The sequence below is a fragment of the Streptomyces sp. NPDC022552 genome, from assembly GCF_055561875.1.
This window is the reverse complement of the sequence record NZ_JBVHGJ010000002.1, coordinates 280,201-303,570: the sequence shown is the minus strand read 5'-3', so window position 1 is coordinate 303,570 and position 23,370 is coordinate 280,201. Positions and strand designations below refer to the sequence as shown.

16 protein-coding genes, 3 tRNA genes and 3 pseudogenes are annotated in these 23,370 nt (G+C 70.7%); 10 read left to right on the top strand and 12 right to left on the bottom strand.

What is annotated here, in order from left to right:
* Positions 1-156 precede the first annotated feature (156 nt).
* The 3 genes from ACZ3OF_RS06235 to ACZ3OF_RS06225 are packed head-to-tail and all read left to right on the top strand — an operon-like array spanning position 157 to position 3,060.
* Positions 157-912: an SDR family oxidoreductase gene (locus ACZ3OF_RS06235; protein WP_467303132.1), complete on the top strand. Its 756-nt coding sequence runs from the start codon at positions 157-159 to the stop codon at positions 910-912.
* Positions 913-949: 37 nt separating this feature from the next.
* Positions 950-1,555 (top strand): NAD(P)H oxidoreductase, encoded by a 606-nt coding sequence (locus ACZ3OF_RS06230; RefSeq protein ID WP_361674778.1) that lies wholly within the window; start codon positions 950-952, stop codon positions 1,553-1,555.
* Positions 1,552-3,060 carry an MFS transporter gene (locus ACZ3OF_RS06225; RefSeq protein WP_467303129.1) on the top strand — a complete coding sequence of 503 codons (1,509 nt, stop codon included), beginning with the start codon at positions 1,552-1,554 and terminating at the stop codon, positions 3,058-3,060. Before ACZ3OF_RS06230 ends, ACZ3OF_RS06225 begins: the two co-directional genes overlap by 4 nt.
* A 37-nt stretch (positions 3,061-3,097) precedes the next feature.
* On the opposite strand, the gene ACZ3OF_RS06220 is transcribed toward ACZ3OF_RS06225, so the two are convergent.
* On the bottom strand, positions 3,098-3,580 hold the full coding sequence (locus ACZ3OF_RS06220; protein ID WP_361593916.1) for a MarR family winged helix-turn-helix transcriptional regulator: 483 nt from the start codon (positions 3,578-3,580) through the stop codon (positions 3,098-3,100).
* Between the two features lie 106 nt (positions 3,581-3,686).
* Here ACZ3OF_RS06220 and ACZ3OF_RS06215 point away from each other — a divergent pair, with 106 nt between their 5' ends.
* The gene (locus ACZ3OF_RS06215; protein WP_260226412.1) at positions 3,687-4,103 is read left to right on the top strand and encodes an organic hydroperoxide resistance protein; all 417 of its coding nucleotides are present in this window, start codon (positions 3,687-3,689) and stop codon (positions 4,101-4,103) included.
* Positions 4,104-4,349: 246 nt separating this feature from the next.
* Here the strand turns inward: ACZ3OF_RS06215 and ACZ3OF_RS06210 are convergent, their stop codons facing one another.
* Both ACZ3OF_RS06210 and ACZ3OF_RS06205 read right to left on the bottom strand, forming a co-directional pair.
* Positions 4,350-5,183 carry an ABC-2 transporter permease gene (locus tag ACZ3OF_RS06210; protein WP_467303125.1) on the bottom strand — a complete coding sequence of 278 codons (834 nt, stop codon included), beginning with the start codon at positions 5,181-5,183 and terminating at the stop codon, positions 4,350-4,352.
* The gene (locus ACZ3OF_RS06205; protein ID WP_361674773.1) at positions 5,180-5,431 is read right to left on the bottom strand and encodes a hypothetical protein; all 252 of its coding nucleotides are present in this window, start codon (positions 5,429-5,431) and stop codon (positions 5,180-5,182) included. Before ACZ3OF_RS06205 ends, ACZ3OF_RS06210 begins: the two co-directional genes overlap by 4 nt.
* Before the next feature lie 240 nt (positions 5,432-5,671).
* Between ACZ3OF_RS06205 and ACZ3OF_RS06200 the strand changes: the two are divergent.
* Positions 5,672-6,067, top strand: a pseudogene (locus ACZ3OF_RS06200) (winged helix-turn-helix domain-containing protein); the annotation flags it as partial.
* A gap of 809 nt (positions 6,068-6,876) precedes the next feature.
* Here the strand turns inward: ACZ3OF_RS06200 and ACZ3OF_RS06195 are convergent.
* Positions 6,877-8,226 carry an ice-binding family protein gene (locus ACZ3OF_RS06195; protein ID WP_467303123.1) on the bottom strand — a complete coding sequence of 450 codons (1,350 nt, stop codon included), beginning with the start codon at positions 8,224-8,226 and terminating at the stop codon, positions 6,877-6,879.
* A 683-nt stretch (positions 8,227-8,909) separates the two neighbouring features.
* On the opposite strand from ACZ3OF_RS06195, the pseudogene ACZ3OF_RS06190 reads away from it, so the two are divergent.
* Positions 8,910-9,353: pseudogene (locus tag ACZ3OF_RS06190) on the top strand (IS5 family transposase); the annotation flags it as partial.
* A gap of 149 nt (positions 9,354-9,502) precedes the next feature.
* Here ACZ3OF_RS06190 and ACZ3OF_RS06185 read toward each other — a convergent pair.
* The 4 genes from ACZ3OF_RS06185 to ACZ3OF_RS06170 all read right to left on the bottom strand — a co-directional run bounded on the left by ACZ3OF_RS06185 (position 9,503) and on the right by ACZ3OF_RS06170 (position 11,493).
* Entirely contained in the window at positions 9,503-10,432 is a 930-nt protein-coding gene (locus ACZ3OF_RS06185; protein ID WP_467303121.1) for a zinc ribbon domain-containing protein, read from the bottom strand.
* A 660-nt stretch (positions 10,433-11,092) separates the two neighbouring features.
* Positions 11,093-11,166 (bottom strand) — tRNA-Ile (locus tag ACZ3OF_RS06180).
* A gap of 176 nt (positions 11,167-11,342) precedes the next feature.
* Positions 11,343-11,415 (bottom strand) — tRNA-Asn (locus ACZ3OF_RS06175).
* A 5-nt stretch (positions 11,416-11,420) separates the two neighbouring features.
* Positions 11,421-11,493: transfer RNA gene (locus ACZ3OF_RS06170), tRNA-Asn, on the bottom strand.
* A 168-nt stretch (positions 11,494-11,661) separates the two neighbouring features.
* Here ACZ3OF_RS06170 and ACZ3OF_RS06165 point away from each other — a divergent pair.
* From ACZ3OF_RS06165 to ACZ3OF_RS06150, 4 genes are all read left to right on the top strand, one after another.
* On the top strand, positions 11,662-11,964 hold the full coding sequence (locus ACZ3OF_RS06165) for a YtxH domain-containing protein (RefSeq protein WP_361680082.1): 303 nt from the start codon (positions 11,662-11,664) through the stop codon (positions 11,962-11,964).
* 158 nt (positions 11,965-12,122) lie between these two features.
* Positions 12,123-13,562, top strand: coding sequence for an FGGY family carbohydrate kinase (locus tag ACZ3OF_RS06160; RefSeq protein WP_361680079.1), 1,440 nt, complete (start codon positions 12,123-12,125; stop codon positions 13,560-13,562).
* A gap of 90 nt (positions 13,563-13,652) precedes the next feature.
* Positions 13,653-15,386, top strand: a complete 1,734-nt coding sequence (locus ACZ3OF_RS06155) for an ABC transporter ATP-binding protein (protein ID WP_361680076.1) — start codon at positions 13,653-13,655, stop codon at positions 15,384-15,386.
* Complete coding sequence (locus ACZ3OF_RS06150) at positions 15,386-17,314, top strand: ABC transporter ATP-binding protein (protein ID WP_361680073.1); 1,929 nt, start codon at positions 15,386-15,388, stop codon at positions 17,312-17,314. Before ACZ3OF_RS06155 ends, ACZ3OF_RS06150 begins: the two co-directional genes overlap by 1 nt.
* Positions 17,315-17,371: 57 nt before the next feature.
* On the opposite strand, the pseudogene ACZ3OF_RS06145 reads toward ACZ3OF_RS06150, so the two are convergent.
* The 4 genes and pseudogenes from ACZ3OF_RS06145 to ACZ3OF_RS06130 form a co-directional block, all read right to left on the bottom strand.
* A pseudogene (locus tag ACZ3OF_RS06145) lies at positions 17,372-18,514 on the bottom strand (RNA polymerase sigma factor); the annotation flags it as partial.
* Positions 18,515-18,605: 91 nt separating this feature from the next.
* Positions 18,606-20,519 carry a DNA primase gene (gene dnaG / locus ACZ3OF_RS06140; protein WP_361680070.1) on the bottom strand — a complete coding sequence of 638 codons (1,914 nt, stop codon included), beginning with the start codon at positions 20,517-20,519 and terminating at the stop codon, positions 18,606-18,608.
* A gap of 67 nt (positions 20,520-20,586) precedes the next feature.
* Complete coding sequence (locus ACZ3OF_RS06135) at positions 20,587-21,846, bottom strand: NAD(P)/FAD-dependent oxidoreductase (RefSeq protein WP_361680068.1); 1,260 nt, start codon at positions 21,844-21,846, stop codon at positions 20,587-20,589.
* A gap of 122 nt (positions 21,847-21,968) precedes the next feature.
* Positions 21,969-23,282: a deoxyguanosinetriphosphate triphosphohydrolase gene (locus tag ACZ3OF_RS06130; protein ID WP_467303117.1), complete on the bottom strand. Its 1,314-nt coding sequence runs from the start codon at positions 23,280-23,282 to the stop codon at positions 21,969-21,971.
* Positions 23,283-23,370: the final 88 nt, after the last annotated feature.

Sequence of the window (23,370 nt, the reverse complement as noted above, 5' to 3'; positions counted from 1 at the left end):
CCCCCCGTCTGAGCAGGGCCGTAACACCGTCCGAACCGGACCCGAACACGGTCCGGGCCGGACCCGAACAGGCGCGCCGCAGAGTCGTCCCCGTCAAGAGAACGACGCACCGGCGGACGGCAGCACCGGCCGAACGCCCCACCCGAGGAGAAGCCCATGTCCACCACCTCCCTCTCCGGCAGGACCGCCCTCGTCACCGGCGGCAGCCGTGGGATCGGCCGCGCGATCGCCCTCCGTCTGGCCGCCGACGGCGCCCGGGTCGGCGTCCACTACGCGAGCAACGAGGCGGCCGCGAAGGAGACGGTCGCCGCGATCGAGGAGGCCGGCGGCTCCGCCTTCGCGCTCCGTACCGAACTGGGTGTCCCCGGGGACGCCGAGGCCCTCTGGACGGCCTTCGACGCACACGCCGACGGTGTCGACATCCTGGTCAACAACGCCGGGATCGCCGGCCCCGGCACGATCGACGAGGTCGAGGAGGCCGACTACGACCGGGTGTTCGCGGTCAACGCCAAGGCGCCCTTCTTCATCGTCAAGCACGGTCTCGGCCGGCTCCGCGACGGCGGCCGGATCATCAACATCTCCTCCGGTGTCACCAAGGTCGCCTTCCCCGGCATGACCTCGTACGCCGCCTCCAAGGGCGCTGTCGAGGTGCTGACCCTGACCCTCGCCCAGACCCTGGGCTCCCGGGGCATCACCGTCAACGCGGTCTCCCCCGGCACGATCGAGACCGACATCCACCCGTGGATGGCCGACCCGGCCGCCAAGGCGCACGCCGCCGGGTTCTCCGTCTTCGACCGGGTGGGGCAGCCGGGGGACGTGGCCGATGTCGTCGGCTTCCTCGCCTCCGACGACGCCCGCTGGGTGACGGGCCAGAACATCGACGCGAGCGGCGGCTCCGGCCTCGGTCTCTGATCCCCTCGCCCCCGGAAGCAACCGGAAGGAAGCCGTCATGACCCGCCACACCCTCCTCGTGCACGCCCACCCCCGCCCCGACTCGCTCACCGCCCAGGTCGCCGGCCTCGTCCACGGCCGTCTGACCGGGACGGGAGGGACGGTCGACGTACTCGACCTGTACGCCGAGGGGTTCGACCCCGTCCTGCGTCCGGCCGACGAACCGGACTGGGAGGACCGCGAGAAGACCTACACCCCCGAGGTCCATGCCCATATGGACCGCATCCTGGCCGCCGACGACATCGTGGTCGTCTTCCCGGTCTGGTGGATGGCGCCGCCCGCCGTCCTGAAGGGATGGATCGACCGGGTGTGGAACTACGGCTTCGCCTACGGCCGCAGCAAGCCGAGGCTGGCGGAGAAGCGGATGGTGTGGCTGGCCCTGCTGGGCAACTCGCAGGAGGAGATCGAGAAGCTGGGTCTGGACACCGTCCTGGACACCCAACTGCGCGTCGCCGTCTCCGAGTACTGCGGGATCCGGGACGTGTCGGTGCGGAGCGTGTACGGCACCGAACTCTCCGGCGTACCGAAGGACCTGCGCACGGAGCGGGTGCGGGAGCTGCTCGCCGAGGCGGGCACGGCACTGGACGGAGCGCTGTCGCGATGACCACCACCCACTCCCCCGAGTCCCCCGCGGCCACCGCACCGGCGCCGGAGAGGGCCGGCGCGCGCCAGTGGCTCGGCCTCGCCGTCCTCCTTCTCCCCGTCACCCTGATGACGACCGACCTCGGCGTGCTGTGGCTCGCCACCCCCTACCTGGCGGCCGATCTGCGGCCGAGCGGCGCCCAGTTGCTGTGGATCACCGACATCTACGGCTTCCTCACCGCCTCCACCCTGGTCATCATGGGCACGCTCGGCGACCGGCTCGGCCGGCGGCGGCTGCTGGTGGCGGGCTCGGCGGGCTTCCTGCTGGCCTCGCTCCTGGCGGCGTACGCGCCGAACGCCGGGACGCTGATCGCGGCGCGCGCCCTGCTGGGCGTGGCGGGCGCCGCCGTACTGCCCTCCACGCTCGCCCTGATCAGCCATATGTTCACCGACGCCCGGCAGCGGACCACGGCGATCGCGATGTGGGTGACGGCGCTCTCGGTCGGTCTCGCGATCGGACCGGTCGTCGGCGGGGTGCTGCTGGCGTCCTGGTGGTGGGGGTCGGTGTTCCTGATCGGGCTGCCGGTCATGCTGATCGCCCTGGCCTCAGCCCCGGTGCTGCTGCCCGAGTACCGCGATCCGCGCCCGGGCCGGCTGGACCTCGCGAGCGTCACGCTCTTCCTGCTCGCGGTCCTGCCGCTGGTGTACGGAGTGAAGTCGCTGGCCGCCCACGGCACGACGGCGGAGACGGGCGCGGCGTTCGCCGCCGGACTCGCCTTCACGTTCCTCTTCGTACGGCGGCAGAACCGGCTGGCAACCCCGCTGCTCGACCTCCGGCTCTTCCGGAACCGGGCCTTCACGGGCGCGCTGCTCACCCTGCTGCTCGGGATGACCGCGCTCAACGGGGTGGAGTATCTGGTCCCCCAGTACCTCCAGGCGGTCGCCGGTCTTTCGCCCCTCGACGCCGGGCTGTGGCTGCTGCCGGGCGCGGCCGGTCTGATCGCCGGTTCCCAGCTGACCCCGCTGCTCGCCCGCCGTTTCCGTCCGGCGTACGTCCTGGTGGGCGGGCTGCTGGTCTCGCTGGCCGGGTACGCGGCGCTGGCCCTGGCCTCCGGGGTGGCCGTGGCCTCCGTGGGCCTCACGGTGATCATGTTCGGGGCGGCCCCGATCAGCGTCCTCGGCACGGCCCTCGCGGTCGGCGCGGCGCCGCCGGAGAAGGCGGGCGCGGCGGCGGCGACCGGTCAGACGGCGTACGACCTGGGGCTGGCGCTCGGGATCGCGGTGACCGGCAGTGTGGCGGTGGCGGTCTACCGGAGCGGCGTCCCGGGCGACGCCCCGGCGGCGGCGCGCGAGTCGCTGGGCGGTGCGGCCGCGGTGGCCGGAGAGGGGCTGCTCGCGACGGCCCGGGAGGCGTTCACGATGGCCCTGCAGTCGGCGTCGGCGCTGAGCGCCGGGTTCGCGCTGCTGACGGCGGTGCTGGTGGTCGCGCTCCTGCGGAAGGTGCCCAGGATCACTTCGGGCGAGTGACGAGCGCGAGTGGGGGCCTGTCCTGCGGACGGGCCCCCTATTCGCACGGGCCGAGGTCGTCCGGGTCGACACTGTCGAGCCGGGCGGCCAGCTCGTTGAGCCGGGCCCGCATGCCGCGGATCTCCTCCAGCTCCATGCCGGTCGCGGCGGCGATCCGCTTCGGCACGGCGAGGGCCTTCTCCCGCAGGGCGGTGCCTGCCTCGGTGGGACGGGCGGTCACGGACCGCTCGTCCTCCGCGGAGCGCCGCCGCTCGACGTATCCGGCCGCCTCCAGCCGCTTGAGCAGCGGCGACAGCGTCCCGGAGTCCAGGCGCAGGTGCTCGCCGATCCGCTTGACGGGCAGCTCCCCGTGCTCCCAGAGCACCAGCATGACCAGGTACTGGGGGTAGGTGAGCCCGAGGTCCTTGAGCGCGGCGCGGTAGACGCCGTTGAAGGCGCGGGTCGCGGCGTGCAGCGAGAAGCAGATCTGGTGGTCGAGCCGGAGGAAGTCCTCGTCCCGGTTCGTGTCGAGCGTCTCCATGGCTCCAGGGTACGGGACATCTCATCGCGAGCCATTAAGTTGTGCACAACTGAATTGCGCGCTACTGTCTGATGCAGACCCCGACCGCGTACGGAAACGAGGACCCATGAACGCGATCTACACCGCCGTCGCCACCGCCAACGGCCGCGAGGGCCGCGCCGTCAGCTCCGACGGCCACATCGACCTCCCCCTCGCCCACCCGCAGGCCCTCGGCGGCAACGGCCAGGGCACCAACCCGGAGCAGCTCTTCGCCGCCGGTTACGCGGCCTGCTTCGCCAGCGCGATGGGTCTCGTGGCGCGCCAGGAGAAGATCGACATCACCGACGCCTCGATCACCGCCGAGGTCTCCATCGGCAAGGACGAGACGGACGGCGGCTTCGGCCTCGCGGTCGTCATGCGCGCCGAGTTCCCCGACCACCTCCAGGGCGAGCCGGGCCGCGAGCTGCTCGAGAAGACCCACGCGTTCTGCCCGTACTCCAAGGCCACGCGCGGCAACATCCAGGTCGAGCTCGTCGTCGAGTAGTCCTGGCGCACCGGACGCCGACGAGGGCCCGTACGTGTCAGGGGACACGTACGGGCCCTCGTCATGCGCGTGGGGCGCGCCCGTCAGCCTCTCCGATCGAGCGAAGCAGGATCACGGGCTGCGCTCGCCACGTCTCGTCCGCGCAGGCCGGCCGGCCCCGAGCCGAGCCCGTATCCCGAGCGCGCCGTCCTGGCGGATCACGAGCCCCGAGCGTCGGCTCCGGGGCGACTTCGCCGCTCGATGTGGCTACGCGTCGCGCCTCCGCAGCAGCAGGCCGCCGGCCAGCAGCGCGGCCGCGGCCCACGCGGCGAGCACGCCCAGGCCGGCCCATGGGCCGATGGGCAGCCCGGGCAGGTGGGCGGTGGCCTGGACCGCGAGTCCTGCGGTCATCGGCGCGATCTGCTGAAGGTGACGCTGCCACTCCGGATCGTGGACCACCTGCGTGACGACCGGGAAGAGGTACAGCAGCCCGAGTGTGATCCCGATGGCGGTCGCCGCCTCCCGTACCGCCGTCGCCACGCCGAGGCCGATCAGAGCGATCAGGCCGAGGTAGAGGACCGAGCCCGCGGCCGCGCGCAGGGTCGGGCCGTCGGCAAGGGACAGGGCGTACCCGTGCGCCTCGGTGAATCCGTTGCCGGGCAGGATGTGGCGGCCGGCCAGAAGGGAGACCAGGACGGCGATCGTCCCGCAGGCCAGGACGACCGTGGTGAGGACTGTCGCCTTGGCGGTCAGGACGGTGATCCTGCTCGGCACCGCCGTGAGCGTGGTGCGGATCATCCCGGTGCCGTACTCGCCGCTGACGGCCGGTACCGCGAGGACGGCGACGACCGCCTGCCCGGCGGTGACGCCGGTCAGGGCGAGCCTGACGGCGTCCTGGCCGCACCCCGTTTCCGGGCACTTCACGGCCTTGGCGGTGCCGCAGCCCACGGCCACGGTCAGGGCGACGGCGAGCAGGAGCAGCCATCCCGCTCCCCCGGCGGTGCGCAGCTTCGTCCACTCCGCGCGCAGGGCGTTGCCGAAGTCCCCTCGCCACGCGCCGTCCGCCTTGCCGACGAGTGGCGTGCCGCCGAGGAGATTCATACGTCCCTCCCGGCCATGACGCGCAGTTCGGTCGCCGCCGGGACGGGAAAGACGTGGAAGCCTCTGCCGAGTGCGCCGCTCTTCCCGATCGGGATGGTGATCGCGGCGGCGACCAGGCCGATGGCGAAGGCGACTCCGCCGGCCACCAGGGCCTTGGCGCCGAGTACCCGGGCCCGCGGGGGCACGGCCGTCATGGTCGTACGCAGCAGGCCGTGCCGGTACTCGCCGGTGATGAACACCGTGCCCACGGCGATCACCACGACGAGTCCGGCGAACGTACCGACGAGGAAGTTCTCGACGGAGAAGCCGCCGCCCATGACGGGCCCGCCGATGACCGGTGCGATGTCGCCGGCCCCGGTGAACCCGTCGCCGGTCCGGGTGAAGCCGCCCTTGACGGTGTTCGAGTAGCTGCCGGAGGTGCCGGCGTCGCCGCCTACCTGTGTGCCGCTCCACGCGCCCGGGGACCAGCTGCCCGTCAGGCCCGGGGCACCGAAGGTGCCGACGACTACCTGGCCAAGCCCTTCCATTTCCCCGAACTCGTCCTGCGCCTGCGCGCCCTGGCCCGCCGCCGCCCCGCCGCCCGGTCCCGCACTCTGCGCGCGGCGGGCATCGAACTCGACCCGCTGCACCGTACGGCCGGCCGGGACGGTCGCCGGCTCAACCTCTCCGTCAAGGAGTTCGCGGTACTCGAAGCCCTCCTGGACGCGAGCCCCGCCTTCCTCAGCGCGGAGGACCTCCTCGAACAAGTCTGGGACGAGCACGCCGACCCGTTCACCAACACCGTCACGGTGACCATCAGCCGCCTGCGCCGCAAACTCGGCGACCCCGTGGTCATCGCCACCACACCTGGCGTGGGCTACCGGATCGTCGACCCGGCCGACTGAGCCGCCCCTGCGGTCCGCCGCCCGCGGCGGCGCGGCGCTGCGTTGTGGGTCGGCTCACACCTGCGTCGGGCGTGGACAGGGATGCGGCATCCGAGTGACTCGGGCGTGTCGTGCCTCGCGCGGTCCCGGTCCTTCCCCGCACTGGGGGAAACGCGTGGGCGGAAGCCCTCGCCTTCGGGACGCGAATCGTCCGACCAGCGAATGGGCTGGTCAGAACGATTCTGCTTCACCATGCGACGGTGGGGCGGGTGGGACTCGAACCCACGGCCGACGGATTATGAGTCCTTAGGGATCTTGGCGGCCCTTGGTATTTGATGCCGAGGATTGACGTATTGCCTGGTCAAGCAGGGTGAAGTTGTCCCCCTCTTCCCTACCCTTGTCAGTCCTTTCCTGTCCTTGTGTCCAAACGCCGTCCGAACCCTGTCCCATCCGGGGCTACTCGGCGGGCCGCCCGAGCGTCGCGCCAGCTCAGCAAACGGCTTTGGACTCGCGCGCGACGGATTCACATTCCAACACGCAGAGGCTCCGCCCCCGTGCCGGGGGCGGAGCCTCATGGCCGTTTCGTCGGCCCTACGTCTGCCCTCAGGTTATCGGGCTCGACCTCCTGCACCAAGAGGAGCTGCACGTTCTCCGACCGAGGTCGCTTGGGGCCCGCGGTGTAGAGGATGAACCCTCCGCCGGGGGTGATGGCGATCTCTGAAATTGGCCAGGAGTGCTCGTCGCCCCGCTCGGTCGGGATTCCATGAGGAGGATCTGGAAGCGCCACGCACGCTGGGGTGCAATGTGCCGCCACCCGCGAACGCGGGGACTTAGTACCAGCGCAGCCGCGGAGGCAGCCATGCTGCCGGTCCCGGATGGCGGGGAAGCGCGTGGCCCAGAGCATCTTCAAGGCTGCCCGGCAGGAAGTAGGCCCCCCACGGGGGCTTGCCCTGGTCGTGGTCGTCGTGACCGTGACCCTGCTCGCCCTCGTCGTGACCGTGACCCTGCCCGCCCTCGTCGTGACCGTGACCCTGCCCGCCCTCGTCGCCCTCGTGGTGGCCGTGGTCGTGATCAGGCTTTGCGGGCCCGGCGGGTCCAGCAGGCCCCGTGGGTCCGACAGGTCCGGCAGGGCCGGTGGGTCCGGGTGCACCGTCGGGTCCGGGTGCACCGGTCGGGCCAGGTGCTCCGGTGCTGCCGTCGGGTCCGGGTGCACCGGTCGGGCCAGGCGCTCCGGTGCTGCCGTCGGGTCCGGGTGCACCGGTCGGGCCAGGTGCTCCGGTGCTGCCGTCGGGTCCGGGTGCACCGGTCGGGCCGGGCGCTCCGGTGCTGCCGTCGGGGCCGGGTGCACCGGTCGGGCCAGGCGATCCCGTCGGGCCGGGAGGTCCAGTCGGTCCGGGAGGTCCAGGCGGGCCGACGGCGCAGGTCGGCCTCGTAATGGTGTTGTTGTCCATCGTGACCGCGGCCTCACGCGCCAGGGCGCGACCTTCGATCACGGCGCTGTTGTTCAGCGTGATGGACTGCATGGCCAGGATGGTGCCCTTGAACTGGGTGGTCGTGCCGAGGGTGGCGGAGCTGCCCACCTGCCAGAACACGTTGCAGGCATTTGCTCCGTTGATGAATTCCACGGAACTCGACGAAGCCGTGATCAAGGTCGAGGGGGTCCGGAAGATGAAGACGGAGTTGGGGTCGTTCTGGCCGTCGAGGGTGAGCGTCCCGGTGAGTTTCAGGGACGCCGGGTCCGCCGGGGCCGTGTAGACGCCGGGCGCCAGCGTCCGTCCGCCGAGCTCGTCCGAATCGAGAATGGTCCCGGGTCCCCGGCCTGCCGCGTCGTCGTAGGCGACGACGAGGTCGGACTTCGCCTGGCCGGCGGCGGCGTTGGGGAATACGCGTCGCACTCCGTTGATGATGCCGGGCGGGAAGCCGGTCACGTCTGTGCCCGGATAGAGCCCCAGGTCGCCGTTGATGACGGTGGGGTTCGTGTTGGTGACCGTCGAACCGGCCAGGACCCCGTAACTGGCGGTGGTCCCCAGCAACACGGGGGATTCTGCGGCATAGGCGTTGGTCGGGACCAGGGCGGCCACCAGGAGCGATGCGGGGAGCAGGGCGAAGGCTCCCCGTTTGAGCAGATTGCGTTGCAGGCTAGAGACGGGTGGAGCCCACCGGATGACATCCAATGCCATGGCAGAACCTTTCTTGTCGCTGGTCTGGGCCGCCGGCCTGCTGCCTGTGTCGACTCGCAGGCTCACCCCGGGCAGGGGACGCAGATCTACCCCTGCCGGAGGTAGTGATGGGGCGTCACGTGAGAGCATTCCCGCATATTTCAAAGCAATAGACTGAAAATCAGATAAATCGTCTGCATGGGTGACGTGGTGTGAGGAAGTGAATCCGTCGTACGTCTGCGCGTATTTGTTGCGCCGTCCAAACGGTGTCACGAGCCCATCTGGCCCACTGGTGGTGTGAGCGCCGACCGTAGGAGAGGTGATCCGCATCGCGTGTCGCCCCTCCGTGGGGGTCACGTCCCTTGTCGTGGTGTAGCCGATCACGGCCCGCCGCCTCTGGTCCGACGGCTACCCGATGCCTCCGTGGCTTCCCGCAGGAACCAACGGCAGCGCGCCGACGCCTCCTCCAGGAGCGACTCATCGCACGCCGCCGCGCTCCTGCAGACCCGGGCCCGTCACCTGCTCCACCGAGGCATCAGTCCGGGTCCGCGTCACCCCACGAAATCGCCGGTGACGGTGCCGCTCTTTGAGGAGGCCTCGCAGGCCCGGGGGGATTCAAGACATCCGTCACCGGCGTGAAGTGGCTCGAGCCCTTGCACGAACGACTTTGAACCGCCTACAGCTCGGATCAGTGGGCTCACACCGGACCTTCGCCGGTCGACCGGGCACGGCCGGGCAGCAAGCACCATCTGATCGTCGACCGGCACGGCACACCGCTCGCCGTCTCGCTGACCGGCGGAAACCGGCACGACGTCACCCAGCTCATTCCACTCCTGAACGCGATCCCGACCATCCGCGGGCTGGTCGGCCGGCCCCGTAGCCGCTCCCGACGCGTGTTCGCCGACCGCGGCTACGACTTCGACAAGTACCGCCGCATCCTCCGGGCCCGCGGCATCACACCCAAGATCGCCCGTCGAGGTGTTGCGCACGGCTCAGGACTGGGCAAGACCCGCTGGTTCGTCGAGCGGACGTTCGCCTGGCTCCACCAGTTCAAACGTCTCCGCATCCGCTACGGGATACGCGCAGACCTCCACCTCGGTCTCCTCCAACTCGCATGCAGCATCATCTGCTTGAGACGACTTCGAACCCCATTCCGAAACGATCAGTCAGGCGTGTCGGGAGCCGGAGAGAGTCGGCGAGAGGAACTCCCCCTACTGGGTATCAGCGTTGGGCAGGATGGGAACTCGATGCTGGACGCGAGGAGGAGACTCGCGGTGATTGACTTCCGCTCCCCGCCCTAAAGGGCGGGGATTCCTACCACGGTCGTCTGACCGTCTCGGTGGGTTCCTGTTTCGCTGCGCTGCGCCGGGACGCGTCCCGGTCCTACCTGCGCTCCACAGGCTGACACCGCCAGTCCGGCGGCCTTGGCGACGTTGACCGCCGCGTTGATGTCCCGGTCGAGGACCGCGCCACACGCCTTGCACGTCCAGGTGCGGACGTTTTCCAGCCGCTGCCGATCCTCACCCGGGGAGCGAAGGTGCCGTCGCCCTTGCCCAGGTACAGCCATAGGACACCGTCCTTGTCGCGTGTGACGAGGTCTCCTTCCGACCACGTCGCCCACGCGGGTGCCGGCGACGTCCCCGACCGACTCGGCGCGGTCGTAGATGTTCCAGCCGCGTCCGACCTGGGGGAGGTAGTCCAGAGCACGTCGGATTCCGTCACCGGACGGTGTTCTATTGGTGTCGCCGCGCAGAAGGGGGCCGTAGGCGTTGAACAGCAGGACATCGGGTGTCCCGTTGTCGTTGTAGTCGTGTGGCGCGGCGGCCCGGTTCACCGTGACCTTCACCTCCGGCCCGATGCTGTCGTCCGGGCTCGCAGTGATCTCCCAGGTGTAGGCACCGTTGTACGCGGCCTGCAGTGGGTTGAGGAGATTCGAGCCGTTCCAACGCCAGCCGATGCGCTGTCCGTCCCGGTAGCCCTCCCCGGGGGCGGCCGGATCCGTGGACCAGATCTTCCGCCGCGATCGCTCCCCCGTCCGCTCGTGGACGAGTGTCAGCCATACGTCGGTGTCGACCCGGGAGAAGTCCCAGCCCAGGTCCACGCCCTGGCCGATGCGATCGAAGGTGATCGTGCCCGGGACCCTCGTACCGAGATACTTCACGGCCGTCGTCTGGCCGGTCGAGGCGACGAGTTCGGCGACCGGCTTGCCGTTCCCGTCGAGCGACACCAGGTAGAGGCCCTCGTCCCGGTCGAGCGTGCCGCCGCGAACCAGGAGGGAACCGGCCGGGGTGGGTCACGGCGGAGGAGTAGTGGGTGAGGAGCTCGACGGTCTCACCCGTCTCCGGGAGACCGGTTCCCTCGACGTACCGCACTTCGGGGGAACCCCTCCGGGCCACGGCGATACGGCCCTCACCGCGGTCGTCCAGCTCCTGCCAGGCCACATGGGTCGCCGAGACGGCACCCGGCCACCAGCCCCCTGTGTCCCGACGCACCTCCAAAGCGGTGCCCGTGGCGAGTTCGACGACAGCCGTGTCCAAGGAATCTGAGAAGTGGCTCAGCGAGCGGTGCGGTGGGAAACGACTGACCGTCCTGCGGGTCGAGAACCTGAGCAATGCCAACCCCGACGATCAACGGCACAACGTCACGTTGCTCCGGTTCGTACCCTCACGGAGCACGACGCCGGATGTTGTGGGGTGGCTCACAAAGCGGCCGGACGGGGGCGGCCCTGCGGCATCCGGGTGACTCGCGCGTGTCGGACCACTCGCGTCCAAACACTCTGTCCAAACATTGGAGGAACGCGGAAGCGAAGGCCGTGCGCGAGCGCCGTGAGAGTCGCCCGACCAGGGAAAGTGCCTGGTCAGAACGATTCTGCTTCACCATGCGACGGTGGGGCGGGTGGGACTCGAACCCACGGCCGACGGATTATGAGTCCGCTGCTCTAACCGGCTGAGCTACCGCCCCTTTACGTGTGGCGCGTACATGTGTGCGCGCCGTCTGCCGCAGCATAGCCGCTCATACGATCTCCTGCTCCGGATGGTCGGGCTCTGCAGCGCACTGCTCGACCATGAGGACCGCGCAGCGTGGCGCATGGTTCCCGGACATAAGAAAAAGGACCCCGAAGGGTCCTCTTTCGCTTGCTCCCCCGGCTGGACTCGAACCAGCAACCCTCCGGTTAACAGCCGAATGCTCTGCCAATTGAGCTACAGGGGACCGCGCTCCCCCGACTGGACTCGAACCAGTAACCTGCCGGTTAACAGCCGGCTGCTCTGCCAATTGAGCTACAGGGGATTGCTGCGTTGCACCGAACGGATCCACCTCGGGCGTTCCCGGGCGGCGCTCGCTCGCTGCGACACATACATTAGCGCAAGCAGGGGGGTGCTCCGCCAATCGGTATGCCGTGGGCGCTCGTGGGCACCAGTGAAGCATCAGGGAAGCTCAAGGGAAGGTGGTGCCGCCGTGCGGTACAAGCTGACGTTCGTCGTAGGGCTGGCCGTCGGTTACGTCCTCGGCACACGCTCCGGGCGCGAACGCTACGAGCAGATGAAGAAGTCCGCGCGGGACTTCTCGCACAACCCGGCGGTGCGCAACGCCGCCGAGTCCGCGGCCCAGACCGGGCGGCAGGTCGCCGGCAAGGCGTTCCACGTCGTGAGCGACAAGGTCGGCGACAAGCTGCCGGCCTCGGTCACCGACCGGATCCACGCGCTGCGCCAGCACAACGGCCAGGTGACCGAGGACGACTGGGGTGTGAGCAACACCTGACCGGAGGCCGGTGCCCGCCGACCGCCGGGCACGGTGGTGGTCGGTGGCCGGATCCGGCGACTCGCCGGCCGCCGGGGGGGGCGGGCATGGGCCCGAAAACGCGTCTCCTACCCCGCCGACGCTCCCCGTACTCCCCCGAGTGCGGCAGAATCTCCTCCATGGGGATAGTCGCCGGCTTGGACAGCTCTGCCGAGTTCACACGCATCGTCGTCTGCGACGCGGACACGGGTGCCGTACTGCGTCAGGGGTACGCCCCGCACCCGGGTGAGCCCAAGGCCACCGATGTCGACCCGCAGGCCTGGCTGCTCTCGCTCGGCGAGGCCGCCGGCGGCGGGCTGCTCGAAGGGGTGCAGGCCATCGGCGTCTCCGCCCAGCAGCACGGCCTCGTACCGCTCGACCCGCAGGGCGCTCTCGTGCGGCCCGCGATGGTCGGCAACGACAAGCGGGCGCAGGTGGCCGCCGCGGACCTGGTCGAGGCGTTCGGCGGGCGGCAGGCCTGGGCCGAGGCCGTCGGCTCCGTGCCGCAGGCCGGACAGCCCGTCGCCAAGCTCCGCTGGCTGGCCCGCTCCGAGCCGGAGAACGCCCAGCGCGTCGCGATGCTCCTCCAGCCGCACGACTGGCTGGTCTGGCAGCTCCTCGGCCGGCCCGTGCGCCGCACCACCGACCGCGGCGCCGCCTCGGCCACCGGCTACTGGTCGGCCGGCTCCGGGGCCTACCGCCCCGACCTGGTCGAGCTGGCCCTCGGCCACCAAGCCGTGCTCCCCGAGGTCCTCGGCCCGGCCGACGCCGCCGGGACCACCCCCGAAGGGCTGCTGATCTCCGCCGGTACGGGCGAGACGATGGCCGCCGCGTTCGGGCTGGGCCTCGGCCCCGGCGACGCGGTCGTCTCCCTCGGCGCCTCGGGCTCCGTGATGGCCGTACACCACGAGGCGCTCGCCGACCCCCAGGGCCTGATCACCTCCTTCGCCGACGCGACCGGGATGCACCTGCCCGTCGTGCACACCTCCAACGCGGTACGGGCGCTCCGCGGCACCGCCGAGATGCTCGGCGTGGAGAACCTGGAAGAGCTGTCCGCGCTGGCGCTCAAGTCGACGCCCGGCGCCTCCGGACTCGTCCTGCTGCCGTACCTGGAGGGCGAGCGCACCCCGCAGCTGCCGCACACCGCCGGCACGCTCAGCGGGCTGCGCCGCGAGTCGATGAAGCCCGAGCACCTCGCGCGGGCCGCGTTCGAGGGCATGCTCTGCTCGCTCACCGACGCCATGGACGTGCTGCGCGGACGCGGTGTGGAGGTGCGCCGGGTGTTCCTGCTGGGCGCCGCGGCCGGGCTGCCGGCCGTCCAGGCCGTCGCGCCCGCGATCTTCGGCGCGCAGGTCGTCGTCCCGCAGCCCGCGGACTACGCGGCGCGCGGCGCCGCCCGGCAGGCCGCGTGGGCGCTCGGGGTCGCGCGCGGGACGCTGTCGCCGGCCGCTCCCCCGGCCTGGCAGGGCGCCGCCGCGCAGGTCTTCGAGCCGGGTGAGGAGCTGGCGGTCGGTCAGGCGGTACGGCAGCAGTACGTGGCCACGCGGGAGCAGACGCACCCGGGCGCGTTCGGCTCGTAGCGGCGGTGGATTCGGCTGGTAGCGGAGTCCGTTCAAGACTCGACAAAACTGGCTCGTAACGTCCTGGGAGCGCGGGCGATAGTAGAACCCGTGCTCCTACGACTTCTCCGAACCCACCTTCGACCGTACAGAAAACCCATCGGAGTGCTGGTCCTGCTGCAGTTCCTGCAGACCTGCGCGTCCCTCTACCTGCCGAGCCTGAACGCGGACATCATCGACAACGGTGTCGTGAACGGTGACACCGGCTACATCCTGCTGTTCGGCGCCGTGATGATCGCCGTCTCGGTGGTGCAGGTCGTCTGCAACATCGGCGCGGTGTACTACGGGGCGCGCACCGCCTCCGCCCTCGGCCGGGACGTCCGCGCCGCGGTCTTCGAGCGGGTGCAGTCCTTCTCCGCCCGTGAGGTGGGACAGTTCGGCGCGCCGTCGCTGATCACCCGTACCACCAATGACGTCCAGCAGGTCCAGATGCTGGTCCTGATGGCCTTCACGCTGATGGTCTCCGCGCCGATCATGTGCGTCGGCGGCATCGTCATGGCGCTCGGGCAGGACGTGCCGCTGTCGGCGGTGCTGCTCGCGGTCGTGCCGGTCCTCGGTGTCTCGGTCGCGCTGATCGTGAAGCGGATGCGCCCGCTGTTCCGGACCATGCAGGAGCGGCTCGACACCGTGAACCGGGTGCTGCGCGAGCAGATCACCGGCAACCGCGTGATCCGCGCGTTCGTGAAGGACGACTACGAGCGCGAGCGGTTCAAGGTCTCGAACACCGAGCTGACCGACGTGTCGATGGCGACCGGCCGCCTGATGGCGCTGATGTTCCCGACGGTGATGACGGTCGTGAACGTCTCCAGCGTCGCGGTGGTCTGGTTCGGAGCACACCGCATCGACAGCGGCGGGATGGAGATCGGCGCGCTGACAGCGTTCCTCGCCTATCTGATGCAGATCGTGATGGCCGTGATGATGGCCACCTTCATGTTCATGATGGTGCCGCGGGCCGAGGTGTGTGCCGAGCGCATCGAGGAGGTCCTCGCCACGGAGAGCAGCGTCGTGCCGCCGGCCGAGCCCGTGCGCGAGCTGGGGCGGCGCGGTCACCTGGAGGTACGGAGCGCGGAGTTCCGTTACCCGGGCGCCGAGGAATCGGTCCTGCGGGACGTGGAGCTGGTGGCGCGGCCGGGCGAGACGACGGCGATCATCGGTTCGACGGGCAGCGGAAAGTCGACGCTCCTCGGCCTGGTGCCGCGGCTGTTCGACGTGACCGGCGGCGAGGTGCTCGTCGACGGGGTGGACGTACGGAAGCTGGAGCGCGCGCTGATGGCGCGCACGGTCGGGCTCGTCCCGCAGAAGCCGTACCTCTTCTCCGGCACGGTCGCGACGAATCTGCGGTACGGAAATCCCGGCGCGACCGAAGACGAGCTGTGGCACGCGCTGGAGGTCGCGCAGGCGGCCGACTTCGTGAAGAAGCTGGAGCACGGCCTGGACGCCCCGATCGCGCAGGGCGGCACGAACGTCTCCGGCGGGCAGCGGCAGCGGCTCGCGATCGCCAGGACCCTGGTGCAGCGGCCGGAGATCTACCTCTTCGACGACTCGTTCTCCGCGCTGGACTACCGGACCGACGCGCTGCTGCGGGAGGCGTTGAAGGCGGAGACGGCGGATTCGACCGTCGTGATCGTCGCCCAGCGGGTGTCGACCATCCGGGACGCCGACCGGATCGTGGTCCTCGACGAGGGCCGGGTCGTGGGCACCGGGCGCCATCACGAGCTGATGGCGGACAACGAGACGTACCGGGAGATCGTGCTCTCCCAGCTGACCGAGGCGGAGGCAGCCTGATGGCCGGTCCTGGCGGACGCATGATGGCCGGTGGCGGCCCCGACCAGCGGTCGATGGACTTCAAGGGCTCCGGCAAGCGGCTGATGAAGCAGCTGGCGCCCGAGCGGGGCGCGCTCTGGCTGATGCTGATCGCCTGTGTGCTCAGCGTGGCGGCCTCGGTGGTCGGGCCGAAGATCCTCGGCAAGGCGACCGACCTGGTCTTCGCGGGTGTGGTCGGGCGGCAGATGCCCGAGGGCACGACGAAGGCGCAGGCGATCGAGGGCCTGCGGGCCCAGGGCGACGACGGGATGGCCGACATGCTGTCCGGGGTCGACTTCACCCCCGGGCAGGGCATCGACTTCTCGGCCGTCGGCGAGGTGCTGCTGTGGGTCCTGGCGATCTATGTGGCTGCCGGTCTCCTCATGCTGGTGTCGACCCGGATGTCGATCAAGGTGATCAACCGGACGGTCTACCGGATGCGGGAGGACGTCCAGGCGAAGCTGGCACGGCTGCCGCTGTCGTACTTCGACAAGGCCAAGCGCGGTGAGGTGCTGAGCCGGGCGACCAACGACATCGACAACATCTCGCAGACGCTCCAGCAGTCGATGGGGCAGCTGATCAACTCGCTGCTCACCATCGTCGGTGTGCTGGCCATGATGTTCTGGATCTCGCCGCTCCTCGCGCTGGTCGCGCTGGTGACCGTGCCGGTGTCGGTGGTCGTGGCGACCAAGGTCGGCAAGCGGTCGCAGCCCCACTTCGTCCAGCAGTGGAAGTCCACGGGCACGCTCAACGCCCATGTGGAGGAGATGTACACCGGGCACGCGCTGGTGAAGGTCTTCGGGCGGCAGGACGAGTCGGCGGCGGACTTCCGCGAGCAGAACGAGGCGCTGTACGAGGCGGGCTTCAAGGCCCAGTTCAACAGCGGTGTCATGCAGCCGGTGATGTTCTTCATCTCGAACATCAACTATGTGCTCGTCGCCGTGGTCGGCGGGCTGCGGGTGGCGAGCGGCACGCTCTCCATCGGTGACGTGCAGGCGTTCATCCAGTACTCCCGCCAGTTCTCGATGCCGCTGACGCAGGTCGCGTCGATGGCGAACCTGGTGCAGTCGGGCGTCGCCTCGGCCGAGCGGATCTTCGAGCTCCTCGACTCCGAGGAGCAGGCCCCGGACGCGCCGAAGAGCGAGAGGCCGTCCGAGTCGCTGGGCAAGGTCGCCCTGGAGGAGGTGGCGTTCCGCTACGAGCCGGACAAGCCGCTCATCGAGGACCTGTCGCTGACGGTGGAGCCGGGGCAGACGGTCGCGATCGTCGGCCCTACGGGCGCCGGCAAGACGACGCTGGTGAACCTGCTGATGCGGTTCTACGAGGTGACGGGCGGCCGCATCACCATCGACGGCGTGGACGTCTCGGCCATGACCCGCGACGACCTCAGGTCGGGCATCGGCATGGTCCTCCAGGACACCTGGCTGTTCGGCGGGACGATCGCCGAGAACATCGCGTACGGGGCGCGCGGCGAGGTCACCCGGGAGCGGATCGAGGAGGCAGCGCGGGGCGCGCACGCCGACCGGTTCATCCGGACCCTGCCCGACGGCTACGACACGGTCATCGACGACGAGGGCGGGAACGTCAGCGCGGGCGAGAAGCAGCTGATCACCATCGCGCGGGCGTTCCTGTCCGACCCGGTGATCCTGGTCCTCGACGAGGCGACCAGCTCGGTCGACACCCGCACCGAGGTCCTCATCCAGAAGGCGATGGCCCGTCTGTCCCACGGCCGTACGTCGTTCGTGATCGCGCACCGGCTCTCCACCATCAGGGACGCGGACGTGATCCTGGTGATGGAGAACGGCTCGATCGTCGAACAGGGCACCCACGAGGAGCTGCTGGCGGCGAGCGGCGCGTACGCCCGGCTGTACGCGGCTCAGTTCGCGCAGGCGGTCGCCGAGGTCGACTGATCACCGGGTGCGCCCGTGTCGCGCGGGACGCGGCGCGGGCGCGCCCGCCCGGACCGTCTAGTCGAGATAGCCGCGCAGTTGGTCGGCGAAGGCGTGGTCCCGCAGTTTGCTGAGGGTCTTCGACTCGATCTGGCGGATGCGTTCGCGCGTCACGCCGAAGAGGCGGCCGATCTCCTCCAGGGTGCGGGGCCGGCCGTCGTCCAGGCCGTAGCGGAGCTGGACCACCTTGCGTTCGCGCTCGCCGAGGGTGGAGAGGACGGCCTCCAGGTGCTCGCGCAGCAGCAGGAACGCCGCCGATTCCACCGGGCTCGTGGCGTCGCCGTCCTCGATGAGGTCGCCGAGGGCGACGTCGTCCTCCTCGCCGACGGGGGCGTGCAGGGAGACCGGCTCCTGGGCGAGGCGCAGGACTTCGCCGACCCGCTCGGGAGCCAGGTCGAGCTGGGCGGCGACCTCCTCCGGGGTGGGTTCGTAGCCGCGCTCCTGGAGCATGCGGCGCTGGACCCGGATCACCCGGTTGATCAGTTCGACGACGTGGACGGGGACGCGGATGGTCCGGGCCTGGTCGGCGAGGGCCCGGGACATGGCCTGGCGGATCCACCAGGTCGCGTACGTCGAGAACTTGTAGCCCCGGGCGTAGTCGAACTTCTCCACGGCGCGGATCAGGCCGAGGTTCCCCTCCTGGACCAGGTCGAGCATGGTCAGCCCGCGTCCGACGTACCGTTTGGCGACCGATACGACGAGCCGCAGGTTGGCCTCTATGAGCCGGCGCTTGGCCATCCGGCCGAGGACGACGAGCCGGTCCAGGTCGAGCGCGAGCCGGGAGTCGAGGTCGGGGGTGCCTGCCAGCTTCGCCTCGGCGAAGAGCCCGGCCTCGACGCGGCGGGCGAGCTCGACCTCCTCGGCGGCGGTGAGCAGCGGGATGCGGCCTATCTCGCGCAGGTACTGGCGGAAGAGGTCGGAGGAGGGCCCGTTCCCGCCGAGGTCGACGCGGCGCGGTACCGGCTCCGGTTCGGGCGTGTCGTCCACGAACTCGGTGGGCTCGACGGGCTCGGGCGGATCGGCGGCCTCGCCCGGCTCCGCGGAGGCCGGCGCCTCCGGGTGCTGGACGGCCGGGCGTTGCCCGGGAACGACTTCCGTCGGGGACAGGGTCTGGGTCTGCACGGGGGCGACCTCCAGGGTGATCGCTGCCGGTGCTCCGGGGGCTCAGGCACCGCTCCCCAGTGTGGGGTACGACACATCACCGCCACGAGGGGCGTGCGGTGACTTTTTGAGTTCGCGAGGTGACCGAACGTCAGAGTGCGTCGGCGCCGTTGGTGCGCAGCGACTGGGCGTACTGCGTCAGAACCCACAACTCGTTCTGTACGGCGGCCAGTTGGGCGGGGTCGCCGTGGGCGCCGAGGCGGGCCAGGCTGCCCTGGATGTCGCGGATACGGCGGTCGACGGCCCGCAGGCGGACCGAGACGAGCTGGGCGCCCGCGTAGATCTCGTCGACGACCTTGGCGAAGATCGTCTCGACGGCGAGTTCGGTGACGAGCGCGCGGACCGTGTCGTCGGGGGCCGCCTCGCGGACGGCGGACAGATAGTCGGCGGGGGCGCCGGTGGCACCGCCCGCGTCCTGGACGCACTGGCGGACGGCCGCGTAGGGCGGGGCGGTGAACTCGTCGGCGCCGTACGCGTCGAAGGCCGGCGAGACCAGTTCGGGGCGCTGAAGGGCCAGCTTGAGCAGTTCGCGCTCGGTGCGGTGCGCGGGGCTGCGCAGATTGAGCGCCGGTCCGCCGGTCGCGACGGGTGCCTGGGTCGGGTAGTCCCCCATACCCCTTCGGGCAGGGGAGGCACCTCCATGCTGCGGGGCCGGTGCGCCCCTGCCGCCCCGGTCGCGCTGCCAGCGGGCGATCTGACCGACGCGCTTGACGACGAACTGGGTGTCGAGGATGCCGAGCATGCCCGCGAGCTGGACGGCGACCTCGTGCTGGGAGGCGATGTTCTTGATCCGGGCGACGATCGGCGCGGCCTCGTCGAGGGCGGCGGCCCGGCCCGCCGGGGTCTCCAGGTCGTACCGCTTCACGATCTGGCGCAGGGCGAACTCGAAGAGCGGGGTGCGCGGCTCCACCAGCTCGGCGACGGCCTGGTCGCCCTTGGCGAGCCGCAGCTCGCAGGGGTCCATGCCGTCGGGGGCGATCGCGATGTAGGTCTCGGCGGCGAACTTCTGGTCGTCCTCGAAGGCGCGCAGCGCGGCCTTCTGGCCGGCCGCGTCACCGTCGAAGGTGAAGATCACGCGCGCCGAGCCGTTGTCCATCAGGAGCCGGCGGAGGATCTTGATGTGATCGCCGCCGAAGGCGGTGCCGCAGGTGGCGATGGCGGTGGTGACGCCGGCGAGGTGGCAGGCCATGACGTCGGTGTAGCCCTCGACGACGACGGCCCGGCTGACCTTGGCGATGTCCTTCTTCGCCAGGTCGATGCCGTAGAGCACCTGGGACTTCTTGTAGATCGGGGTCTCGGGCGTGTTGAGGTACTTGGGCCCGTTGTCGTCCTCGCGGAGCTTGCGCGCACCGAAGCCGACGACGTCACCGCCGACGTCCCGGATCGGCCACATGAGCCGGCCGCGGAAGCGGTCGATGGGGCCGCGGCGGCCGTCCTGGGAGAGCCCGGAGAGGATGAGCTCCTTGTCGGAGAAGCCCTTGCCGCGCAGGAAGCGGGTGAGGTGGTCCCAGCCGGCGGGCGAGTACCCGACACCGAAATGCGCGGCGGCGGCCTGGTCGAAGCCGCGCTCGGCGAGGAACTTCCGGCCGATCTCGGCCTCGGGCGAGTCGAGTTGGTCGATGTAGTACTGGGCGGCGGCCTTGTGCGCCTCGACCAGGCGGATGCGCTCGCCCCGCTGGTGACCGGGGTTGTAGCCGCCTTCTTCGTACCGCAGGGTGATGCCCGCCTTGGCGGCGAGGCGCTCGACCGTCTCCGAGAAGGAGAGGTGGTCGATCTTCATCACGAAGGCGATGGTGTCGCCGCCCTCCTGGCAGCCGAAGCAGTGGAACAGGCCCTTGCTCGGGCTGACCTGGAAGGAGGGCGACTTCTCGTCGTGGAAGGGGCAGAGGCCCTTGAGGTTGCCACCGCCGGCGTTGCGGAGCTGGAGGTACTCGGACACGACGGCGTCGATCGGGACCGCGTCCCGTACCGCCTTCACGTCGTCATCGTTGATCCTGCCTGCCACGCATGAATTCTACGGGCGGGCAGGCGTCTCCTCCCCCAGGAGAACGCCGCCGGCTGCGCCGACGACGTCAGATCAGGCTCTCCAGCGCGACGGAGGGATCACCGAGGGCGTCGGTGTCCACCGGGGACTGGGCGCGGATGAGCCGCTGGATCGTCTCTGTGACGTCCCACACATTCACGTTCATCCCCGCGAGCACCTTGCGGTCCTTGAGCCAGAACGCGATGAACTGCCGCTTGCCGACGTCGCCGCGCAGCACGACCTGGTCGTACGAGCCGGGCGGGGCCCAGCCCGAGTACTCCATGCCCAGGTCGTACTGGTCGGAGAAGAAGTACGGGACCCGGTCGTAGGAGACCCGCTGCCCGAGCATGGCGCGGGCGGCGGCCGGGCCGCCGTTGAGGGCGTTCGCCCAGTGCTCGACGCGGAGCCGGGTGTGCAGGAGCGGGTGAGCGGCGGCAGCGACGTCCCCGGCCGCGAAGATGTCGGGGTCGGAGGTGCGCAGCGACTCGTCGACGGCGACGCCGCCGCCGTGGGCGCGGTCGACCAGGTTGAGCCCGGCGGCCTCGGCGAGGGCGGTGCGCGGGGCGGCGCCGATCGCGGCGAGGACGGCGTGGGCGGGGTGCTCCTCGCCGTCGTCGGTGCGGACGGCGAGGACCATGCCGTCCTGGCCGACGATCTCGGTGAGCCGGGCACCGAAGACGAAACGGACACCGTGCTCGGTGTGGAGGTCGGCGAAGAGCTGGCCGAGCTCGGGGCCGAGGACCTGGTGGAGCGGGGTGGGCTCGGACTCGACGACGGTGACCTCGGCGCCGTACCCGCGGGCGGCGGCGGCGACCTCCAGGCCGATCCAGCCGCCGCCCGCGATCACCAGGTGGCCGTTGTCCCGGCCCAGGGAGGCGAGGACGTGGCGCAGCCGGTCGGCGTGGGCGAGCCGGCGCAGATGGTGCACGCCGGCCAGTCCGGTGCCGGGGATGTCGAGCCGGCGCGGCTCGGATCCGGTGGCGAGCAGGAGCCGGTCGTAGCGGATGGTGGTGCCGTCGCCGAGGCGTACGGTGCGGGCCTCGCGGTCGACGACGGTGACGGGCTGCCCGAGATGGAGCTCGACCTCGGCGCGGGCGTACCAGGCGGGCTCGTGCACGAAGACGTTCTCCCGCGCCTCCTTGCCGGTCAGATAGCCCTTGGAGAGGGGTGGGCGTTCGTAGGGGTGGTCGCGCTCGTCACCGATGAGGATCACGCGGCCGGTGAATCCCTCGGAGCGGAGCGTCTCCGCCGCCTTGGCCCCGGCCAGTCCCCCGCCGACGATGACGAAGGTCTGATCTGCGTCGACCACTTGATGCCTCCTCGTTGCGTCCGCTTCTACGCTACGCCTCCGGGCGTTCGGCGAGCCGTACCGCCTCGGGCGCTCCGCCGAGCGTCCCGCACGGAGCGTGATGGCGAAAGAGGGCGGGCCCCTCAGGCGCGACGGGGCCGGAGGCGGGCGTGGAGGGTGCGGGCGGAGGCGTCGGTGAGGGAGGCGATCTGGTCGACGATCACCCGCTTGCGCGACCGGTCGTCGTCCGCCGCGTCGAAGAAGGCCCGGAACTGCGGGTCGAGGCCTTCGGGGGCGCGGAGGGTGAGCGCCTCGGCGAGCTCGGCGAGGATGATGCGCTGGTCGGCGCGGAGCGCCTCCTGCTCGGCGCGCTGCATCACGTACCGGTCGGCGACGGCCTTGAGAACGGCGCATTCGTTACGGGTCTCACGGGGGACGACGAGCTCCGCTCCGTAGCGGGTGAGGCGGCCGGAGCCGTAGGTCCGGCGCGTGGCGCCCTCGGCGGCGAGGCAGAAGCGGCCGATCAGCTGGCTGGTGGCGTCCTTGAGGCGGGCCTGGGCGACGGCCGATCCGTCGTAGCCGTGCGGCCACCAGTCCTGGTCGACGAGCCGGTCGAGGGCGTCGGCGAGTTCCTGCGGATCGGTGTCACGCGGTACGTACCGGCCGATGGCGACGGCCCAGATGTCGGCGCGCTCGGGCTCGGCGAAAAGCATGTTCGGGTCGATGTGGCCGGCGTGCAGGCCGTCCTCGAAGTCGTGGACCGAGTAGGCCACGTCGTCGGACCAGTCCATGACCTGCGCCTCGAAGCACTTGCGGTGCGCGGGGGCGCCCTCCCGGGCCCAGGCGAAGACGGGCACGTCGTCCTCGTACACGCCGAACTTCGGCGAGTCGGGGTCGTCGGGGTGTCCGCCGCGCGGCCAGGGGTACTTGGTGGCGGCGTCGAGCGCGGCGCGGGTGAGGTTGAGGCCGACGCTGACGGGGCGGCCGGTGGCGGAGTCGGCGATGAACCGCTTCGGCTCGATCCGGGTGAGCAGCCGAAGGGACTGGGCGTTGCCCTCGAAGCCGCCGCAGTCCTTGGCGAAGTCGTTGAGCGCGACCTCTCCGTTGTGCCCGAAGGGCGGGTGGCCCATGTCGTGGGCGAGGCAGGCGGCCTCGACGAGATCGGGGTCGCAGCCGAGCGCGGCGCCGAGTTCGCGCCCGACCTGGGCGCACTCCAGGGAGTGGGTGAGCCGGGTGCGGGGGCTGGCGTCCCAGGCGTGGCTGAGCGATCCGGGGGTGACGACCTGGGTCTTGCCGGCCAGTCTGCGCAGGGCGCTGGAGTGCAGGACCCGCGCCCGGTCCCGCTGGAAGGCGGTGCGCCCGGGCCGTTTGTCGGGCTCGGCGGCCCAGCGCTCGGTGGCGGTGTCGTCGTAGCCGGGGGTGTCCGTGATGCCAGGGGTGTCCGTGAAGCCTTCCATGCACCGAAGGTAACGGGCGGGACGGACAGTGGGGCGAGGGCGTGCGGTCGAAGTCGGCCCGTACGTGCCTCGACGCCCGGTTCACCGA